Source organism: Streptomyces sp. NBC_00996 (assembly GCF_045162675.1).
Classification (GTDB): Bacteria; Actinomycetota; Actinomycetes; order Streptomycetales; family Streptomycetaceae; genus Streptomyces.
Genome location: NZ_CP108723.1, coordinates 10,463,891 through 10,481,020, shown reverse-complemented (window position 1 = coordinate 10,481,020; position 17,130 = coordinate 10,463,891). Strand labels below are relative to the sequence as shown.

Annotated in this window: 12 protein-coding genes and 2 pseudogenes; 6 read left to right on the top strand and 8 right to left on the bottom strand. The window is 70.7% G+C overall.

Going from position 1 to position 17,130, the window contains the following annotated elements; all coding sequences use genetic code 11:
- Positions 1 to 427: 427 nt before the first annotated feature.
- The 4 genes and pseudogenes from OG390_RS48575 to OG390_RS48560 form a co-directional block, all read right to left on the bottom strand.
- Positions 428 to 3,364, bottom strand: a complete 2,937-nt coding sequence (locus tag OG390_RS48575) for a hypothetical protein (RefSeq protein WP_406177080.1) — start codon at positions 3,362 to 3,364, stop codon at positions 428 to 430.
- 2 nt (positions 3,365 to 3,366) lie between these two features.
- Complete coding sequence (locus tag OG390_RS48570; protein ID WP_406177078.1) at positions 3,367 to 5,250, bottom strand: HSP90 family protein; 1,884 nt, start codon at positions 5,248 to 5,250, stop codon at positions 3,367 to 3,369.
- Between the two features lie 55 nt (positions 5,251 to 5,305).
- Positions 5,306 to 6,292 carry a hypothetical protein gene (locus OG390_RS48565; RefSeq protein ID WP_406177076.1) on the bottom strand — a complete coding sequence of 329 codons (987 nt, stop codon included), beginning with the start codon at positions 6,290 to 6,292 and terminating at the stop codon, positions 5,306 to 5,308.
- Positions 6,293 to 6,830: 538 nt separating this feature from the next.
- A pseudogene (locus OG390_RS48560) lies at positions 6,831 to 7,169 on the bottom strand (serine hydrolase); the annotation flags it as partial.
- Positions 7,170 to 7,733: 564 nt separating this feature from the next.
- Here OG390_RS48560 and OG390_RS48555 point away from each other — a divergent pair.
- Together OG390_RS48555 and OG390_RS48550 are read left to right on the top strand one after the other, a co-directional pair.
- On the top strand, positions 7,734 to 8,456 hold the full coding sequence (locus tag OG390_RS48555) for an FAD binding domain-containing protein (protein WP_406177074.1): 723 nt from the start codon (positions 7,734 to 7,736) through the stop codon (positions 8,454 to 8,456).
- On the top strand, positions 8,453 to 8,752 hold the full coding sequence (locus OG390_RS48550) for a hypothetical protein (RefSeq protein ID WP_406177072.1): 300 nt from the start codon (positions 8,453 to 8,455) through the stop codon (positions 8,750 to 8,752). Before OG390_RS48555 ends, OG390_RS48550 begins: the two co-directional genes overlap by 4 nt.
- Before the next feature lie 565 nt (positions 8,753 to 9,317).
- Here OG390_RS48550 and OG390_RS48545 read toward each other — a convergent pair.
- Both OG390_RS48545 and OG390_RS48540 read right to left on the bottom strand, forming a co-directional pair.
- Entirely contained in the window at positions 9,318 to 10,688 is a 1,371-nt protein-coding gene (locus tag OG390_RS48545) for a PQQ-binding-like beta-propeller repeat protein (RefSeq protein WP_406177070.1), read from the bottom strand.
- Positions 10,685 to 11,236 (bottom strand): SigE family RNA polymerase sigma factor, encoded by a 552-nt coding sequence (locus tag OG390_RS48540; RefSeq protein WP_406177068.1) that lies wholly within the window; start codon positions 11,234 to 11,236, stop codon positions 10,685 to 10,687. The genes OG390_RS48545 and OG390_RS48540 overlap by 4 nt, the downstream gene beginning before the upstream one ends.
- Positions 11,237 to 11,368: 132 nt before the next feature.
- On the opposite strand from OG390_RS48540, the pseudogene OG390_RS48535 reads away from it, so the two are divergent.
- Positions 11,369 to 12,203 (top strand): annotated as a pseudogene (locus tag OG390_RS48535) (TrmB family transcriptional regulator); the annotation flags it as partial.
- Between the two features lie 449 nt (positions 12,204 to 12,652).
- Positions 12,653 to 12,976: a DUF6302 family protein gene (locus OG390_RS48530; protein ID WP_406177066.1), complete on the top strand. Its 324-nt coding sequence runs from the start codon at positions 12,653 to 12,655 to the stop codon at positions 12,974 to 12,976.
- 227 nt (positions 12,977 to 13,203) lie between these two features.
- Here OG390_RS48530 and OG390_RS48525 read toward each other — a convergent pair whose 3' ends face one another.
- Entirely contained in the window at positions 13,204 to 13,617 is a 414-nt protein-coding gene (locus OG390_RS48525; protein ID WP_406177064.1) for a winged helix-turn-helix transcriptional regulator, read from the bottom strand.
- Positions 13,618 to 13,706: 89 nt separating this feature from the next.
- On the opposite strand from OG390_RS48525, the gene OG390_RS48520 reads away from it, so the two are divergent.
- Together OG390_RS48520 and OG390_RS48515 are read left to right on the top strand one after the other, a co-directional pair.
- Entirely contained in the window at positions 13,707 to 14,663 is a 957-nt protein-coding gene (locus OG390_RS48520; RefSeq protein WP_406177062.1) for an NmrA family NAD(P)-binding protein, read from the top strand.
- 292 nt (positions 14,664 to 14,955) lie between these two features.
- Positions 14,956 to 15,426, top strand: a complete 471-nt coding sequence (locus tag OG390_RS48515; RefSeq protein ID WP_406177061.1) for a hypothetical protein — start codon at positions 14,956 to 14,958, stop codon at positions 15,424 to 15,426.
- A gap of 385 nt (positions 15,427 to 15,811) precedes the next feature.
- Here the strand turns inward: OG390_RS48515 and OG390_RS48510 are convergent, their stop codons facing one another.
- Entirely contained in the window at positions 15,812 to 16,714 is a 903-nt protein-coding gene (locus tag OG390_RS48510; RefSeq protein ID WP_406178312.1) for an EamA family transporter, read from the bottom strand.
- Between the last annotated feature and the right edge of the window lie 416 nt (positions 16,715 to 17,130).

Here is a 17,130-nt window from a genome sequence, read left to right as displayed (position 1 = left end):
GTCCTCCGGACAGTAGTGACGGACGTTCGGGGAGCGGCGCCGCAAACCCTAGAAGCCCCAAGCCGGTACTGCGTGAAGCACAGACGAACGGTGGGCCCCACCAGGCAAAGGTCACGCCAGGCACAGGTCACGCACAGCAAAAGTCGCGCCGGCGAGCCTCACCCCACCGCCGGCACCGCAGGCACGGGAAGGCAGCTTCGGGCGGGGCGTGTTCACTCATGACGAGCAGGTGTTGAGCCTGCGCTGCGGCGCCTTCGGCCGCCCGCTGGTTGAAGCCGTCGTCGTCCTTCTGCCGGAGCCGGACCCGGCTGACGGCCGCTCAACTGGGCCGTCGGCGCGGCGGGCAGGCCGTCAGCGCCACGGCGGACGGACCCACCCACCGCCCCCGGCGCCGGGGCGAGCTGGAGCCCCGGCACCGGTGGCCGCGTCACTCCTCGTCGCGCAGCCGGGCCGCCAAGGAGGTCAGGGGCTCGGTCTCCTCGGTGTGGCCCAGTGCGGTCAGGCGGGAGATTGCCGCGTCGAGGCGAGTGAGGGCGGGGGCGGGGCGTTTGAGGTAGATGCCCTCCACGGCACCCGCGAGGCGGACGCACTCGGCCCACTCGCCGGCGTGGTCCTGCTCTGGTCCCGGCTCGCCGAGCAGGGCGAGGGCCTTCTCCAGGGCGGACAGGGCGTCCTCGTACTCACCGGCGTAGGCGTTGACCCGCCCGTGTTCGTAGGCCAGGGCGGTGTCCAGGGAACGGCCGCGTGCCTCGTAGTCGGCGGCGCGGGCCTCGTCGGCGACCCGGCCGGCGTCGGCGAGTCGGGCGAGCGCGTCGGCAAGGCCGTCGGAGCCCTGTTGCTGGGCCTGGAGGCGGGCCAGTTCGCGTAGGCAGTTGCTGAGGTGCTCGTAGCGCGGGGCCCGGGCGTGGGCGGCGAGTGCCTGGTTCGCAGCCTCGCGGGCCCGTTCGAACTCGCCGGACTCGCCGAGGAGTACGGCCGTCTCCGCGGCGATCATGGCGTGGCTCCCCGGGTCGTCGTCCCAGCCGGCCGACTCGGCCGCGAGGGCGACGAACTCCGTCGTGGCGGCCTTGAGGTCCTCCCCCGCGTGCAGCGCGCGGGCGCGGGTCAGGCGCAGCTGAGCGACGAGTCGGTCGTCCAGCTCTTTGGCGGCAACGTCCGGTTCGGCCAGGAGGGAGTCGAGCAGAGCGATGCAGTCCTCGATGCGGCCCAGGTCGAGGCTGAGCTGGGCCGCGTTGCTGTAGGTGCAGAACGCGTCTGTCCGGCTGCCGCGACGAAGGTCCAGCTCCGCCGAGCGCGTCAGGTGCCGCAGTGCCTCGTCGGGGCGGCCCAGGTGCATACTGGCCTCGGCCAGATCACTGTGGAAGCGGCCGGTGTTGACCGCGTCGGCCGGCCAGTCGGCGCCCAGTCGCAGGCCTTCGGCCAGGTCCGCGTGCGCGGCCTGCGCGTCCTGGAGGCCGAGCTGGAGCCGGCCACGCAGTCCGAGCGTGCGGGGCACGTGCCAGGCGGGGCCGTGCACCTTCAGCCGGTCGAGAAGGCCGTCGATCTCGCTGACCGCGGTGGGCAGGTCGCCGGAGAGGGCGTGCGTGCTGGCCCGCAGCAGCAGGGCGCCGGAGATCTGCCCGGCGATGTCGTGCCGGGTGGCGAACGCATGCAGCAGCTCCACCTCGGCGAAGACCGGCGCGACGTGCTCTTCGCTCCCCGACGTCTGCAGGCGCAGGCCGAGTACGGTCGCCCGCAGCTGCAGGAGGCGGGCCTCTTGATACGGGGCGAGGCCGGCCGTCTGCTCGTGCAGGCGGACCATGGACGCGTGAGTGGTGGTCAGCGCGGCGGCCTTCGTCTCGGCTGCGTGGGCACCCTCCGCCGCGGGGATTTCGGCAGCGGCGAGCAGGGCGCAGGCGTGGGCGAGCGCCGCGTGAGCCGGCATTCCGGCGTCGTCGTACAGGCCGGCGGCCTCCTCGTGGAGGTCGGCGGCGACGGCGAACTCGTCCTTGTGGCCCGCGCGGCTCGCTTCGTTGTCGAGCAGGTCCGCGCGCAGCTGTACGAGCGGGCCCACGGCCGGGTCGTCGGGGTGGGTGTAGTCGCCGGCGGCGACGAGCGTGCGCAGCCGCGCCCAGCAGGTCTGCGCGTCAGGGTGCCCCTGCTCGTCCAACGCCCTTGCCTGGAGGATGAGTTCGGGCAGCGACTCGGGGACGGCGGCGGCCGTACGGGCAGCGGGCTCGGTAACCGGGGCGGCCGGGGCCACGTCGTCGAGGCTGCGGGTGCGCAGGGTCAGTTCCAGCGCGTCCAGGAGTGGGGCACGGTCGAGGCGGGCCCTGCGGCGGTCGGTGTGGGCCATTGTGCCATTGCGGGCATCGAAGCGGGCGGCGAGGTCGTCGGCGCGGCCTCGCAACTCGGCGCGCAGACCGGCCACCGTCCAGGTCCGGCCCGCATATCCGGCGGCGGGCAGTTCGCCGTGGCCAAGGGGCTCGACGCGCTGGAGGAGGACCTCCACGCCGGTGAGGAAGTCGAACAGGTCCTGCGGCGAGTCCACCTCCTCGAACAGGCTCCGGTTCTCGGCGAGCAGTTCCAGGCCGCGGGCCTCGTTGCCGGTCAGCGCGCAGAACTCCAGGTGCCGGCCGACCTCTCCGGACATCGACGGATTGCGGCGGCAGGCGCGGTAACCGCTGAGGTGCAGTTCCCGGGCCCGGTCGGCGTCGCCCGTGCGCAGCAACGGCAGCAGCGCGTACGAGACGGAGCGGGCGGGCTCCTCCTGGCAGGATTCCTTCCCGGCCAGGACGGGCTCCCACGTGCGCAGCGCCCGCTCGTCGTCGCCCGCCGCGAGGTGGTACAGGGCGCGCTCGCAGATCTCGCAGGCCTCGCAGTCGCTGAGCCGGCTGCGGGTGCGGCCGGCCCACAGTTCGTACGCGAGGGCGGTGTCCTCACCGACGTGGGCGGCCAACTGGTACGCCTGGCCGTAGTACGGCTGGAGATCGAGGCCGGCCTTCACATACCGGTCGCGCATCTCCGTCAGCCACTGGCGCAGGCTCTCCATCGGCACCTCCGGCAGCGCGCGCAGAGCGTTGGCCACCCACTTGAACCGCCAGAACAGCATGTGGCGCAGGCGCTCGTCGAAGACGTCGGGCTGCTCGTCGAAGAGGTTCAGCAGTCGCGCGAAGACGACGGGCGACTTCCGGGGTTCGGCACCGTAGGTGTAGGCCTCCTGGAGCTCCAGGAGCGCGTACGCGAGCGGCTCCGGCTCCCCGAACTGCTCGGCGGCGTCCACGAGTTCCTCGGCCGTGACGGTCCGGGAGCGCCCGTACGGGCGCCGGTCGTTCTCGCTCAGGGCCTGGAAGAGTTCGTCGGTGGTCTGGGGTGCGGTCGGCATCGTCAGCTGTCCTTGCGGAGGGCGTGGGCGAGGAGGTCGAGGAAGGAGCGGTTGATGAGGCTCGATTCGGCGGGCCGCAGCGGGCGCCGGGACAGCATCGCGGCCTGCCCGTAGAGGGCTTCGGCGCTGGTGCGGGCCAGTTCCGGCTCGTCGATGGTGACGGCCGTGCGGACCAGCGGGTTGAGCTGGTTGAGGATCAGCTGGGCCCGCGGGGCCTCCTGGCGCAGGGCGCCGAGGATGTCGCCCCACAGGCCGCCCTCCTGCTCACGGGCGAGCTGGGAGCGGGTGCGCTCGTGCCGGGCTTCGCGGGTGTCGACGAGGAGGGCAGGCGCGGAGGCAGGCTGGAAGGCGCGCAGCGCGACGTCGCAGTCGAAGACGGCGAGGGCGTCGCGGGCCAGGGCGAGATAGGCCGCGGCGGCCAGCTCCGTCTCGCGGTCGACCGGGTCGAGATGGGCGGTGAGGGTCGCCGGGTCGAGGTCGGCGACGGTGGCCTCGGGCCTGATCTCGGGCAGCCGGTGGACCAGTTCACGGTCGTACGTGTAGCCGCCGTTGACGACGCCGAGCCCGGCGGCGGAGGCGATCGCGGCGACCTGCCGGAACTCTTCCACGCTCGACGTCACGAGCACGGTGCGGTGGGTGCGTGCGAACTCGTCGAGAGTGGCATGCCCGTCGGTGGTCTCGAACGGCAGCCAGGGCAGCAGCATCCGCAGGATCTCGTCGTCGTGCACCGCGAGCGACTTCACGGCCAGGTGGTGGACCTGGAGGAAGCGGGCGAGCAGGTCCGGGTCGCTGGCGGCGGCCCGGGCGATCCACGCGCGCAGCCGCTCGGCGAGGGCGTCGCGGACGGCGGCGAGGGTGTCGTCCTCGTACAGGGACTCGCGGGACGCCGTCGGGCGCAGGCTCTCGGCGTCGACGACGCAGCGGACGAAGAACGCCCACTCGGGCAGGATCTCCTCGGCCTGCTCGGACAGCAGCATGCCCTTGACGTGCACGCGGTGGCCATGGCGGCGCCCGGCCGGTACCGCCTCGGGCAACACGCACGCGATGCCCTTCAGTCCCACGGCCGGCAGGTCCAGCTCGATGGTGTCCAGCGGCGTGAACCCGAAGACCTCCTCGCCGTACGCGCCCAGCGCGCGGGAGCGGGCTCCCGGCGTGGGGTGCGTACGCGCCCAGGGTGCGGGTTCGGCGTTGATGGATGCCCCCGGGCCGCCCGTGCCGTCGTCAAAGGTCACCGGGTGGCGCAGCAGTGAGCCGAAGTGCCGGGCCAGCGAGTGCACCTGCGTCGGCCGGGTCCACTCGCCCGCGTCGGCGCGCGGCGTCAGCGTGACGGTGGTGCCGGGCCGGGGGCGGGCGGAGGCGGGCAGGGTGCGAACGGTGTAGCTGCCGTCGCCGCGGCCCCGCCATTCCACGGCAGGGGCGTCGGGGGTGCGCGCGGAGCGGCTCAGGACGTGGATCTCGTCCGCGACCAGGAAGCAGGAGAGCAGGCCGATTCCGAACTGGCCGATGAAGTCGCCGCGTTGCTCGGCGATTCTCCCCCAGCCTCGAATGGGCTCGTCCGGGGGGACCCCCATGGCGCGCTTGCTGCTGCGGCCGATCGTGGCGAGGAAGGTGTGCACGTCGGTCTCGGTGAGACCGACGCCGTCGTCCTCGACGCGTACCACCGAACCGTCGGCGTACAGGCGGATACCGAAGGCGTGGGCGGGGGCAGCCGGTTCGAGACCGTGCCGGGCGGTCAGCGCGTCCACCGCGTTCTGCAGGAGTTCGCGCAGGTAGACGCGGGGGCTGGAGTAGAGGTGATGGGAGAGGAGATCGACGAGGCCGCGCAGATCCACCTGGAAGGTGCGGTCGGCGCCGGCCGGGTTCGCGGCGGTGTCGGGCAGAGTCATCGGGCAGTCCTGGGAGGGGCGACGGTGGCGGGCGGGACCAGGGATCGGCGTGCGCTCAGGCGCGGCGGTGATGGCGGGCGAACTGCTTCTCGGGCTCCGCGAAGTAGGTCCAGGGCCATCTGGTGTAGGCGCCGTCGAGCGTTTGGAAGACACGCCGGACCGTGTGGCGCTCACCGGCCAGCGACAAGGCCATGGCGAACATGTTGAAGTCGTGCTGCCAGCCCGGGCGACGCGCATAGGCGGGGTGGAGGATGCTGTGGTCGGCCGCGTTGCGCAATTCGGCCTGGATCTCGGAGGTTTGGAGGCAGTCCTCACCGTCCGACTCGACCCAGTCCTCGATGTGCGCCATAGCGACCACACAACCCAGGCGGTGCCCCTGCGGTGCCCGGGCGAGCGCGTCGCGGGCGAACGCCAGGGCATGGCCGGGCTCACCACCCCAGCGGGGCTGCAACTGCGACACCCACTCGACGTGGGTCTCCAGGTCCAGCGGGTCACGGCGCAGGGCGGCGTCGAGCCGCGCCTCGTTCACGGCGGGGCCCAACGACATGCCGCGGCCGGAGGTGAGGAGGCGGCGCCACGGCGTGACCCATTCCGGCCGCAACTCGGCGGCCTCGAGCAGCTGTTCCTCGGCGATGTGGAGCCTCTCACGGAAGACCCGCCACTGCTCCTGCGTGACGTTCACGGCAAGCGCGGTGGTACGCGCCTCCCAGCCCCAGCTGATGTGGCGCGTACCGGATATCAGCAGGGCCGTCGCCCGGTGCTCCTTGTCCTCCTCGACGGCCCGGCCGATCCAATCCTGCACACCGTCCAAGTCGGCCAGCTCACCCAGGACTTGGTGGTCTCGGCCGACATCGAAGGGGGCCAGCGCCGCCTTGACCGCCTCCCAGTCACCAGCGTCGGCCGCCTCCACCAGCGCGAGCACCCGCTCATCCCCCAGCGCGCGCAGCGTGTACATGCCGTTCTTCTGCCTGCGCGGGACGGGAAGGGCGTGCGAATCCGCCTCCGGTCCCGCCCCACCCCTGCCGAACAGTTTGCCGAGCATGCTGCGCCCTCCCCTGGTCCCGCGTGATCGTCCGGTGCAGCATAAGCGGCCCCGCTGACACCGCTTCCACAGGGTTCTCACCAGTGCTTCACGGGCCCGGCCCCGGTCCCGTCCTCTCCCCCCTCCCGGTCCCTGCCGGCACCTCTACCACCCCAAATGAGGACGGGACACGAGAACGCCGGGTGGCGGCGATGGAGCAAGCTATGACCACGGGGCCATCCACGCAGCCCCTGTGACGGTCAGTCCGGTCAGGTCGGGAACGCAGACGCGGATGCCCCGCTCACCGCATGCGCTTGCGCATGCGAGAACCGCAAGCTGTTCGACGCACAGACCGCCTTCCCGGACGATCTCGCCGTCGCCGCAGGACGGCAGAACCTCGTCCGCCATGCCGGCCGTCACGCAGGGACCGGGGGACGCGTGACCGAGCCGATCGCCGTATGGATCACGGGTCACAATCTGTGCCCTTCCTGGAACTGCTGTCCCGCTCGGGTGGTTGGCGGAGGCGTACTCGTCGCGACGGAATGTCAGGGCGTGTGGTTCAGCGGCACAGGGCCGTGTCCACGACACTGTCCATGCGCTCCTTGGTTGCCTGGCTCGGCTGGATGGTCACCGCGATGCCGGCGGCGCGTCCGTCCTCGGTTGCGCCGCCTCGGGTCTCGTATCCCGTCATGCTGCCGCCGTGGCCCCAGTACACACCGCCGCACGACAGAGGCGTGCTCACGATTCCAAGCCCGTAGCTGGCACCTGCGGGAAAGGGGTAACCGGCGGGGACGGTGGTGCGCATCGGGTCGAGCTGAGCCTTCGGGAGGAGGCGGCCGGCCAACAGCGCGGTGAAGAACCGGTTCAGGTCAGAATTGGTGGACACCATCTGACCCGCAGTGGACGGAGTCAGGCCCGGCGTCGGCAAACGCCGCGCGCGGCGCCAGGGCGCTTATCGTCATGACGCCGAGGGCCACCGCGGCCGCGGCCGACACGACTCTCCGCCGACCACTCCGCCGCCCGGACGAACGAAACCTCTGCCATACCTGCTCACGCACGAGTCAACTCCCGCGAATTCATTGGGAAACCGGCTGCCTATGCCGGACCCAGCATCTCGGGATGCGACCGCGCGGGACGATCGTGCTACCCGGTCAAGTCGTGGTAGAGCTAACCTCCGGCACGCTCAGTCGGCGGGAAACGGGGCAGGGGACGCCTGGGTGCGGTGGCAGCGTCAGGAGAGCGGAAGCGACGGAGCCTGGAGTCGCCGACTCCGACCGTCGGACACGCCCTTGCCGTCGCCGCGACGCTGAGGCTGCTCGCGTTCTCGAGGGGCGCATGGTGGGAAGTGGTGAGCCCTGTATGCGCCCCCGCGTGCGTGGGCAGAATGCGCCATGTCGGCGGCCATATGGCTGAGACATCGTGTCACTCGTGGCCAGCGTTCGAGGAAAGCAGGTCGGCTCCCGTGCTGTTGCGTCTCCCCACGTCCGTGTCCGAAGCGCAGGAGTGCCTGGCCGAAGGGGCGGTGCCCATCGGCGGCGCGACCCTGGTATGGGCCGCCTGGCAACGGGACGGCTTTCCTGAGCAGGCCGTGTCATTGCGTGAAGTGCCGGAGGCCAACATCATCGGACGTGAGGTGCTGGGTTCGGCTGTGATGCTGCATCAGGTCGGCGGCCCCGTACCGGAAGTCCTTCGCCGGGCGGCGGCCTCGGTGGGGACGGGAGCCGTGCGCCGGACGGCCACGGTCGGCGGCAACCTCGTCGGCAGCACGCTGCGCTGCCTGCTGCCCCCGGCCGTCGTGCTGGACGCCCGGTGCACCGTGCTCGAACCGCACACCGTCTACGAGACCGATCTGGCCGAGGTTGTGGCCAAGCGCCATCTCCTGCTCAGCCTCCGCTGGCGCGAACCGATCGCCAGCGGATACCGCAAGCTGTCCGCAGAGGCAGGCGGAGAGCCGCCCCTCGTCATCGCCTGCGCCGTGCACGCCGACGGCGACGCAGGCAACCGCCTCCGTGTCGCCGTCCGCGACGGCTACGAGGTACTCAGCGCCAGCACCGCCTACGACACCGACGCCGAGCAGGTCCTCCACGCCCTGCAGGGCACGGAGCTCGGTTCACTTCACACCACCGCTCGGGACGTCGTCCGCCAGGAAGTCACCACCCTCCTGGACCGCCTGGCCGACCGGTGAAGGCCGCGGCCGGGGGTGCAAAACTGCTGTCGAACCCACACATCGGAGAGATCCCACTGGACCAGGCGGTCGACCAGTTCTACACCGCCGACGTCTTCATGCATACCTGGGACCTCGCACGGGCCACCGGCCAGAATGAACACCTCGATCCCGCCAAATGCGCCCAGTTGCTCGCGGGAATGCTGCCGCTCGACGACGTGCTCCGCGCGAGCGGGCAGTACGGACCGCGGGCCGAGGTACCGGAGAGTGCCGACGTCCAGGCTCGCTTGCTCGCCTTCATCGGCCGCAAGCCCTGACAAGCACCAGGCGCACGACACGATTGGCTTGAACAGCGAACCCGGGTACGGGCGCTGTCATCGCCCTCCGGATCCATCAGCATCGGCTTGCCCAGCCGTTGACCGATGTCCGGCGGGATGCGGCAGAGGACATCGAGTCGCTCCTGGCCCTGAAGCTCCGGCAGGTCCACATCGAAGACGATCTGCTCGCTCGGCCAGGCCATCGAGGCATGGGGGCCGTCCGGCCTGCCCGGCCGCGATGCCCGACCGCAAGACCAACGAGTACGCCGAACCTCCGGCCCCGCCACCAACGGCGAACGAGTCCTGGTGGCACTTCGACCTCGGCCACGGCTGGTGCACCTACATACTCCTACGCCTTCTTCGACCAGTGCCGACACCGAATGGCCTGCGCGCGGCGGAGCGCGCCGCTGTGTCGCGGCATCCACTGGATGCGAGACGGACGAATCGGGCAGGACCCCAGCCTGGGCCCCGGCGCTGAACCGTCGCCCCCGCCGGCCGCACTCCGCGGCGGGCGCGGGACCCGGGTTCCCCTGCCGGGGCCCGCGCGACCTCCTCCTGCCTCTGGCTACGAACCCGCCTTGGGCAGCACGGGCTTGATCCGGAAGAGCTCGCCGTCGATCTGGCCGATGAGGCCGTGATCGTAGACCATCAGCTCCGGGGCGATCCCTCCCTCCGCCGGGCTCTTCGGCACGTACACCCGCCCGCGCCAGCGCACCGCACCGCTGTCCAGGTCGAGGCCCACCAGATGCCCGGACGGATCGAGGTAGTACGCCACCCGACTACCGAGATCCACCGCGGCGGCGGAGGTCAGTTCCCTCATCCTGGGATCGCGCGAGTCCTTGCGCAGTTTCAGCCCGAGGTCGCGCGACCACAGCCGCTTGCCGTCGTCGGCCGAGTATGCGACGGCGCTGCCGTTCCGGCCGGGCGCCAGGACGATGCCGTCCGCGACCACGCCCATCGGCAGGCCGTCGACGCGGTGCTGCGACACCTTGCCCGAGCTGAGGTCGACGCGGGTCAGGGTGGCGGGCCCGGGGTCGCTGGAGAACCACTGTCCGCCGGCCATACCGCCCAGCAGCACGGCATCCCCGTCCGTGCCGAGGTAGGCCGCCGGGCCCTTGACGGTCGCGACCGTCCGGGGCTTGCCGGTCGCCGGGTCCAACCGGACGACGGTGCTGCGTTGCGGGGCTTTCTCGCTGTCCGGCGAGCACATCAGGTACGGGACGCCACCGATTGCGGCCCGGTCGCAATCGGCCTGCTTCCACGAGTACGTCCACAGCGTCCGGCCCGTCTTGTCGTCCAGCGCGACCACGCTCTTGAAGGTCGGGGCATTGGCGAGGATCCCGCCGTCGAACAGCACGGCAGAGGCCCGGTTGCGGCTGTCGTCGGCCAGCTCGTGCTTCCACAGCACCCGCCGACTGCCGATATCGAGGGCGACGAGGTCCGTTCCGGCTCCGGGCGCCCCCGGGGCGTGATCGGCGTAGGTGTACAGCACCCCGTCGCGGACGCCGGGCAGCGATCCTGCCGGAGAGCTGCCGCCGTTGACGTCCTTGGCCTTCTGCTGCCACACGACCTTGCCGGTACGGGCGTCCACGCCGATGCCGTCGTACTTCACCCCCCGGCAGTAGACGGCACCAGGACCGGTGGTGCAGGCGTCCCAGGACTTGCCGGGCAACGCGGTCTGCCACAGCAGCTTGCTCTGCTTGCTTACCCGCGAAGCCGGCGGCTGCGCCCCGTCGTCGCCGCCCGTATTGGTGACAAGGACCGCGCCGAAGGCAATACCGGTGAGGCCGAGGGCCGCGCCGGTGGCGCGCACGAGGGTCCGCCGTCGGCGGCGGCGCACGATGCGGTCGGCGATGTTCGCGGGAGCGCTGGGGTTGTCGGGGGTCCACCTGTGCAGGACGTCCCGGATCGCGCGGTCCAGCTGGTCGGCGTTCATGTGTGGGCTCCCTTCGGCGAGTTGATGCTTGGGGCGGCGGCTGCGGCCTGAGCCGGGGCACCCAGCTCCGGCGCGAGACTGCGCAGCCGGGCCAGCGATCGATGGGTGGTGCTGCGCACTGTGCCCACCGAGCAGCCCAGGGCGCTCGCCACCTCCGTCTCGGACAGGTCTTCGAAATAGCGCAGTACGAGCATCGTGCGCTGCCGCGGGGTCAGCCGGGCGAGCGCTTGGCCCACCGTGATCCGCAGATCGGCGGCGGACGTGCCGTCAGCGACGCCGAGGTCCTCCGGCGGCGCGGCGAACGTCGCCTCGCGGTGCGGGCGACGCAGCCGCCAGCGGCTGATCTGGTGCCGGTACATCACCTTGCGCACGTAGCCCTCCGGGTCATCGATATGCCGCCAGCGGCCCAGCGCTTTCATCAGAGCGATCTGCACAAGATCCTCGGCCTCGTGCCGGTCGCCGCCGGTGAGCAAGTTCGCCAGGCGCAGCAGGGCGCTCCACCGAACGTCGACGAAGTCCCGGAATCTCTCGTGGTCCTGCGGGTCCATGGGCCCTCCCGTTCCCTAACGCTCACAAGGACGCGCGGGCCACAGACGATCTATGCCTGCCGTTCCGGGTTTCTTCCGCCGGATTTTGCTCGCACGCTTCCGATCCCGCCTTGAGTCCCACGGCGGCAGACAAGCGACGGCAAGCCGGCCAATCGACCCGAGCCCCCGGACGTGGCGCTGCTGCCCTGGCTGAGGCTCAGCGCCGACGCACTGGACCTGGCCCCGGGTCGAGGCCGCTCGTCTGGTCGAGTCCTACCGGGAGACGATGCGCCGGCACGACGCCGGCCAGTTGCTGGAGGTCATCACCGGGGCCGAAGCCCTGCGCCAGCACCTCCGGCAGATCCAGACCAGCACACGGGACGAGATGCTGTGGTTCTGCAAGGCCCAGTACGTGGCCATGCCGTCGGGCGACAACGGCGAGGAGTTCCAGGCACTGACCCGGGGCGTACGGTACCGGGTGCTGTACGAGAAAGCGTTCTTCGACGACGAGGGTGCCGTGGACAACGTCGTTGCGGGCGTCCGGGCCGGCGAGGTCGCCCGCGCCGTACCGCACTTGCCGCTGCGCCTGGCGATCGCGGACCGGTCCGTCGCCATATTCCCCCTCGTGGCCGGCGGACCCCACGGCAGCCCGGAGGAGCCCACCACCGCGCTGGTCAGGGACAGCAATCTGCTCGCCGCCCTGATCACGCTGTTCGAGCGCTCCTGGGAGGACGCCGTCCCCCTGCACCTCGACGGCGCCGGCGCGGTCTCGGGCACCGACGGCGTCGGCGGAGCCAACTCCCTCTCCCCCACCGACCACAAGCTGCCTTCCCTGCTGGTGGCGGGCGTCGCCGACAAAGCAATCGCCTCGCAGATGGGGCTGAGCCGACGGACCGTCCAGCGCCGTATCCAGAGCATGACGGAGCACGCCGGTGCGACCACCCGTATGCAACTCGCCTGGCAGGCGGCACGCCGCGGATGGCAGTGAACCGGCGCCCTCCGCAACGTTCGCTCCGGGTCCAGGCCGCGCACGCTGCGCCGCCATGGCACGCGGCGGCCGCCGCCGGCTGAGGTGGGGGGCTGGCCATAGCGGCCGCCTTCGCGGCACCGATGATGCGGAGGAACTGCTGGCGTTCGACGACTTCCCGGCCCAGTACTGCATCCGCCTGCGGACCACGGATGTAATCGTCAAGGAGGGCAGGTCGCAGCCCCGTTATCGGCACCGGGAATGGGGGGCAGCGGTGGCTTGCCGGGTGGGCGTGTGGGCTGCCACTGAGACGGCGTAGACCGCTCCCGGAACAGCCACGTCGAGCAGGCGGCACACCCGCCTTGGCGCTCTCAACCTGGCGAGCAGTCTCGCCGGACAGCTCGGCGCTGAGCGTGCGCTGCTGCGCGCTGACGTTGCGCGAGGCCCCGTTCCGTCAGCGGACCAGGCCCGTGGCACCGTTCGATGAGGACGCCGGGTCGATCCGTATCGTCGCGGCGTGTACCGCAGGGGCCTGCCGACGAGGGCGCCGGCCGAACTGGCGCGAGGCGCTGATCACGATCCTCCAACTGGAAGCCCACACCGACCAATTCCCCAATGTCCGGCAGCGCAAGCCCGTCGGCGCACCCTGCGAGCCGCGCACCGTCTGCTGGGGCATGCCTACACCTGCCGACGACCGGACCACCCGCGGCCGCCTGTTCGGTTACCACGAAGCCGACATCGCCGCATACGGCGCCGAGCACAGCCACTTGGCCACCACCAGCACCCAGGACTGACCCTCCACGTGGCGGGCTACGGAGCCGCAGCTTGCTCAGCGTCCGTTGCACATCGTCTTGCACCGTGCGGGCCGAGATCCCAGGCACTGGGTGTGAACGGTCAACTGACTCCCCACTCCGGGCAGCTTGAGCCTCGCGTAGTCCCCACCGTCGCGGTCATGGCTCCCGATGAGCGTGCCGGATCCCGGGTTGAGGTTCCTGGCCGTATCGGAGCCGTGGGCGGCACGCTAATCCGCCGTGTGCATCGAGTCCTGCGGGTGTTCCGCGTCCCAGCGGGCCCGGGCGGCGGCGATGGCGGGTTTGTGGGTGCGGGACCAGTCGGCGAGGTCGGTGATGACCGAGGCGAGACTGTGGCCGGTGTCGGTCAGGCTGTATTCCGTCTGAGGTGGGACGGTCGGGTAGACGGTGCGGTGGACGAGGCCGTCGCGGCACAGGCGACGGGTCGTCACGGTGAGCATCCGCTGGGAGATGCCCGGGATGGCACGCTCGAGCTCCCGGAAGCGACGTACGCCCTTGGCGAGTTCCACGACGACCAGTACGGACCATTTGTCGCCGATCCGGTCCAGGACGTCCCGGATGCCGCAGTCGTCGTCGCCACAGGGGCCGGTCTGCGGGGTTACCGCGGTGTGCGCCACTGACATGAAAGTGCCTCCTTACGTCCACCGCCGTGCGCGGTGAAGCTGTCGGGCGTGGTCACCACAAGGAACCACGAATCTCACGGAGGCATTTCATGATCCTGGTGACAGGCGTGTCCGGCGCGCTCGGCGGCCTCGTTCTCGACCGGCTCACGGCCGCGGCCATGCGGCCCGGAGGTCCCGGGGTGGCCGCCGGAACCCGCTTCCCGGTGCCGGGATCCGGCGCGCGCCGCATCGACTTCGACGACCCGGCCTCCCTGGCGGAGGGCTTCGCGGGCGTCGACGTCCTCCTGTTCGTCTCCGCCGGGTATGCGGAGGACGACGTGGTGCTGGGCCGCCACGGTGCGGTGGTCGACGCTGCCGCCGCAGCGCGTGTCCGGCACGTGATCTACACCAGCTTGGCGGGCTCCGGTGAGCGCCTCACCATCGGCGTACCGCACCGCTGGACCGAACTGCGGCTGGCCGCCGCCCCGTTCGCCACCACCGTGCTGCGCAACGGCCTGTATGCGGAGATGCCGGTCGGCCTGGCGGTCGCCGGCGCCGAAACGGCGGCCGAAGCAGGTGTGTTCAGCGCCCCGTTCGGCGACGGACATATCTCGGTCGTGGCCCGCGAAGACCTGGCCGACGCCGCCGCCCGTGTGGCGCTGGAGGCCCATGCCGACCTCGCCGCCACGGGCCGCCCTGGCAGGCATGCCGATCGCGTCTACGAGTTGGAGGGCGTCGAGGCGCTGCACGGCGACGACATCGCGGAGGTCCTCACCCGCGAATTGGGTCGCCCCGTCCGCTACGAGTCGGCGCCCCTGGGCGCGGCGCGCGAGGCACTGTCCAAGAACGGCCTGCTGCCCTACCAAGTGGGCCACGCGATCTCGGTGTTCGCCAACCTCCAGGCCGGGTGGTTGGCCGCGGACGGCAGCGACCTGCCCGACCTGCTTCAGGCCCCGCCGCGCCCGGCAAGGCAGCTGATCGCGGACGCGGTGCGGGCCGGCGGGTACGTCTCGCAGTCGGTGTCAACAGACGGCGGCGCCATCGCGTCGCACTCCCCGGTCGCCTGAACAGCGCCCGTCGAGGCCAGCGCCTGGGGAATGACGCGATCTTCCATTGGGCGACCTGCGGGCAGCCCAAGCCCCCCGGCAGTCAGGCCCAGGACCTCGATTTCACACATGGTGGGGCGTGCCGCGGGGGTGTTCGCTCCGCCAGTCGGCGACGCTCCGGCGGGACTCGCCGGGCAGGGAGGCAACGCACGGAGCGGATCGGGCACTTGTGGCCCAGCGTGCGAGGTCAGTAACAAGACGCAAGTACCCCGCCGGAGTAGGCAACCACGCCACCGCACCGGACCATAGGGCCATGGACTGGTCGATCGACCCCACACTCGCGTCGCTCGCCGGAGTGGCCTTGGGGAGCACGGGAACCTTGGTGGGTCAATATCTGTCGACCCGGGCCTCGGCTCGGCAAGCGGCGACCGAACGGGCGCAGGCGCTGCGCGCCGAGCGCAAGGACGCGATCCTGCGTTTCTTAGCCGTTGCGCAGGAGGCGGAGAGCATTGCTGAACGCTGGCAGAACCACGGCGAGCGTGAACAGACCGAGGCACTCGCGATCACCCATCGAGTTTGGCAGGTTCAGAAGGAACTGGAGATCGTCTGCTCGCGGCAACTGCGCGAGCCTGCCTTCTTGTTCACTCGGTCTCTACGGGACGTCATCTGGCAGGACCCTCCGGAGCTCCAGGCATCCTTGTGGGCCTGGCTCAGGGAGCCGCGGGACATCTTCATGAACGCGGCCCGCTCGGAGATGGGCGCCGATCAAGCGGAGAAGGGGTAGCGCCCTGACCGGGAAGGCTTGCCGGGTCGGCGGGCCGACCACCAATGGCGATTATTTGGAAGGCGTTTCAAGGCCCTGGGGCGTAGGGTCTGCCGGATGCCGCTCTCCCATGATGTGGCGGGAAACGGCCCTGCGCTGGTGCTCCTGCTTGCCGGGGGGGGTGAGACCGGCGGATCTGGAATGCGCAGTGGCCGGCCTTGATCGATGCCGGCTGCCGGTTGGTGCGCCGAGTCGTAACGAGTTGCGATCGCGCGGAAGATCTTCAGCCGGATCCGCCGCAAGCGGTCGGTTCCTTGGGAGTGGGCTTCCTCTTGACGCCCATGATGACCCAGCTGCCTGACCTACGTCTCGTCAGGGCGGCCAACTCCTGGAGCTCGGGGCTTAGTTAGAGGTCTGGGCGGGCGCCGCGTGTGGCGCCCGCCGATGCGGCCACCACGCACAGCACCGCGATCCACTGCGACCGGTGCAGCGACTCCTGGAGCACGACGAGGCCGATGAGGGCCGCCATCGCTGGTTCGAGGCTCATCAGGATGCCGAACACACGCGGTGGGATCTTGCGTAGTGCTTCCAGATCCAGCGAGTACGGGATCACCGACGACAACAGTGCCACGCCGAGCCCCGCAACCAGGACCCACGGCTGCATCAGTGCCGTTCCGCTGTCGGCCACGCCGAATGGCACAGCCACCAGTGCCGCGACGGCCATTCCCAGAGCCAGACCATTGCCTTCCGTGGTGTGGCGGCCCAGCGCCGCGCCGACCAAGATGTACAGGCCCCAGCACGTTCCTGCGGCGAGGGCGAACAGAATACCGACAAGGTTGAGGTCGCCGCGTCCCTCCATCAGCAGGACCACACCGCCTGCCGCGAGCACGGCCCAGAAAGCGTCCAGCCATCGCCTCGACCCGGCCAGGGCCACCGCCAGCGGCCCGAGGAACTCGATGGTTACCGCGATCCCGAGCGGGAGCCGGGCCAGCGCCAGGTAGAAGCACAGGTTCATCAAGCCGAGAATCACGCCGTAGCCGAGCACTACTGTCCACGTGCGACGATTCATGCGCAGTGACGGCCGCCACAACAGCATCAGCACCGCCGCCGCGAAGAACAGTCGCAACGCGACTGTGCCGAAGCTGCCCACTGCACTGAACAGGTGCTTGGCCAATGCCGAGCCCACCTGAACGCTGACGATGCCAAGCAGTACCAGTGCCGTTGGCGGGATCGCGCCGAAGGTACGTCCGGCCGGCGCGGTCAGGGAGGATCGGGGGGACGGGCCGCGTTCAGTCCTGTCCACGTTCATGATGGCCACGCGTGGATTCTCGACGATCGGGCGCCGCACGTCATGTGATTTTTCTTTACCCGAAAAGTGCCTCCGACGGGGCGGGAACAAGGGCCTGGACAATCTTCTTTCTCGCCGGTCAGAGGCACTTCTGCTGAGTTGACCACCTGTCGGACAGCCCGCCTTATGGAAGCCCGAGGTCAGTTCGGAGAAGATCCCGTCTGGACGACTGCGACCTCGACCAGACCGACATCGACACCGGATACGTCCTGACCTGCCGCTCCCGCCCCCAGGACGACACCGCCGTCACCGACTTCGATCAGAACTGAGACTGCGGTTGCCCGCCTCGTAGCGGTGTCAGTGCGGTGAAGTCCACGCTGTTGCTCGGCGTCCCCGCGGCCATATGAGTAGCCCGCGCACCCCCGGGCACGACCGTG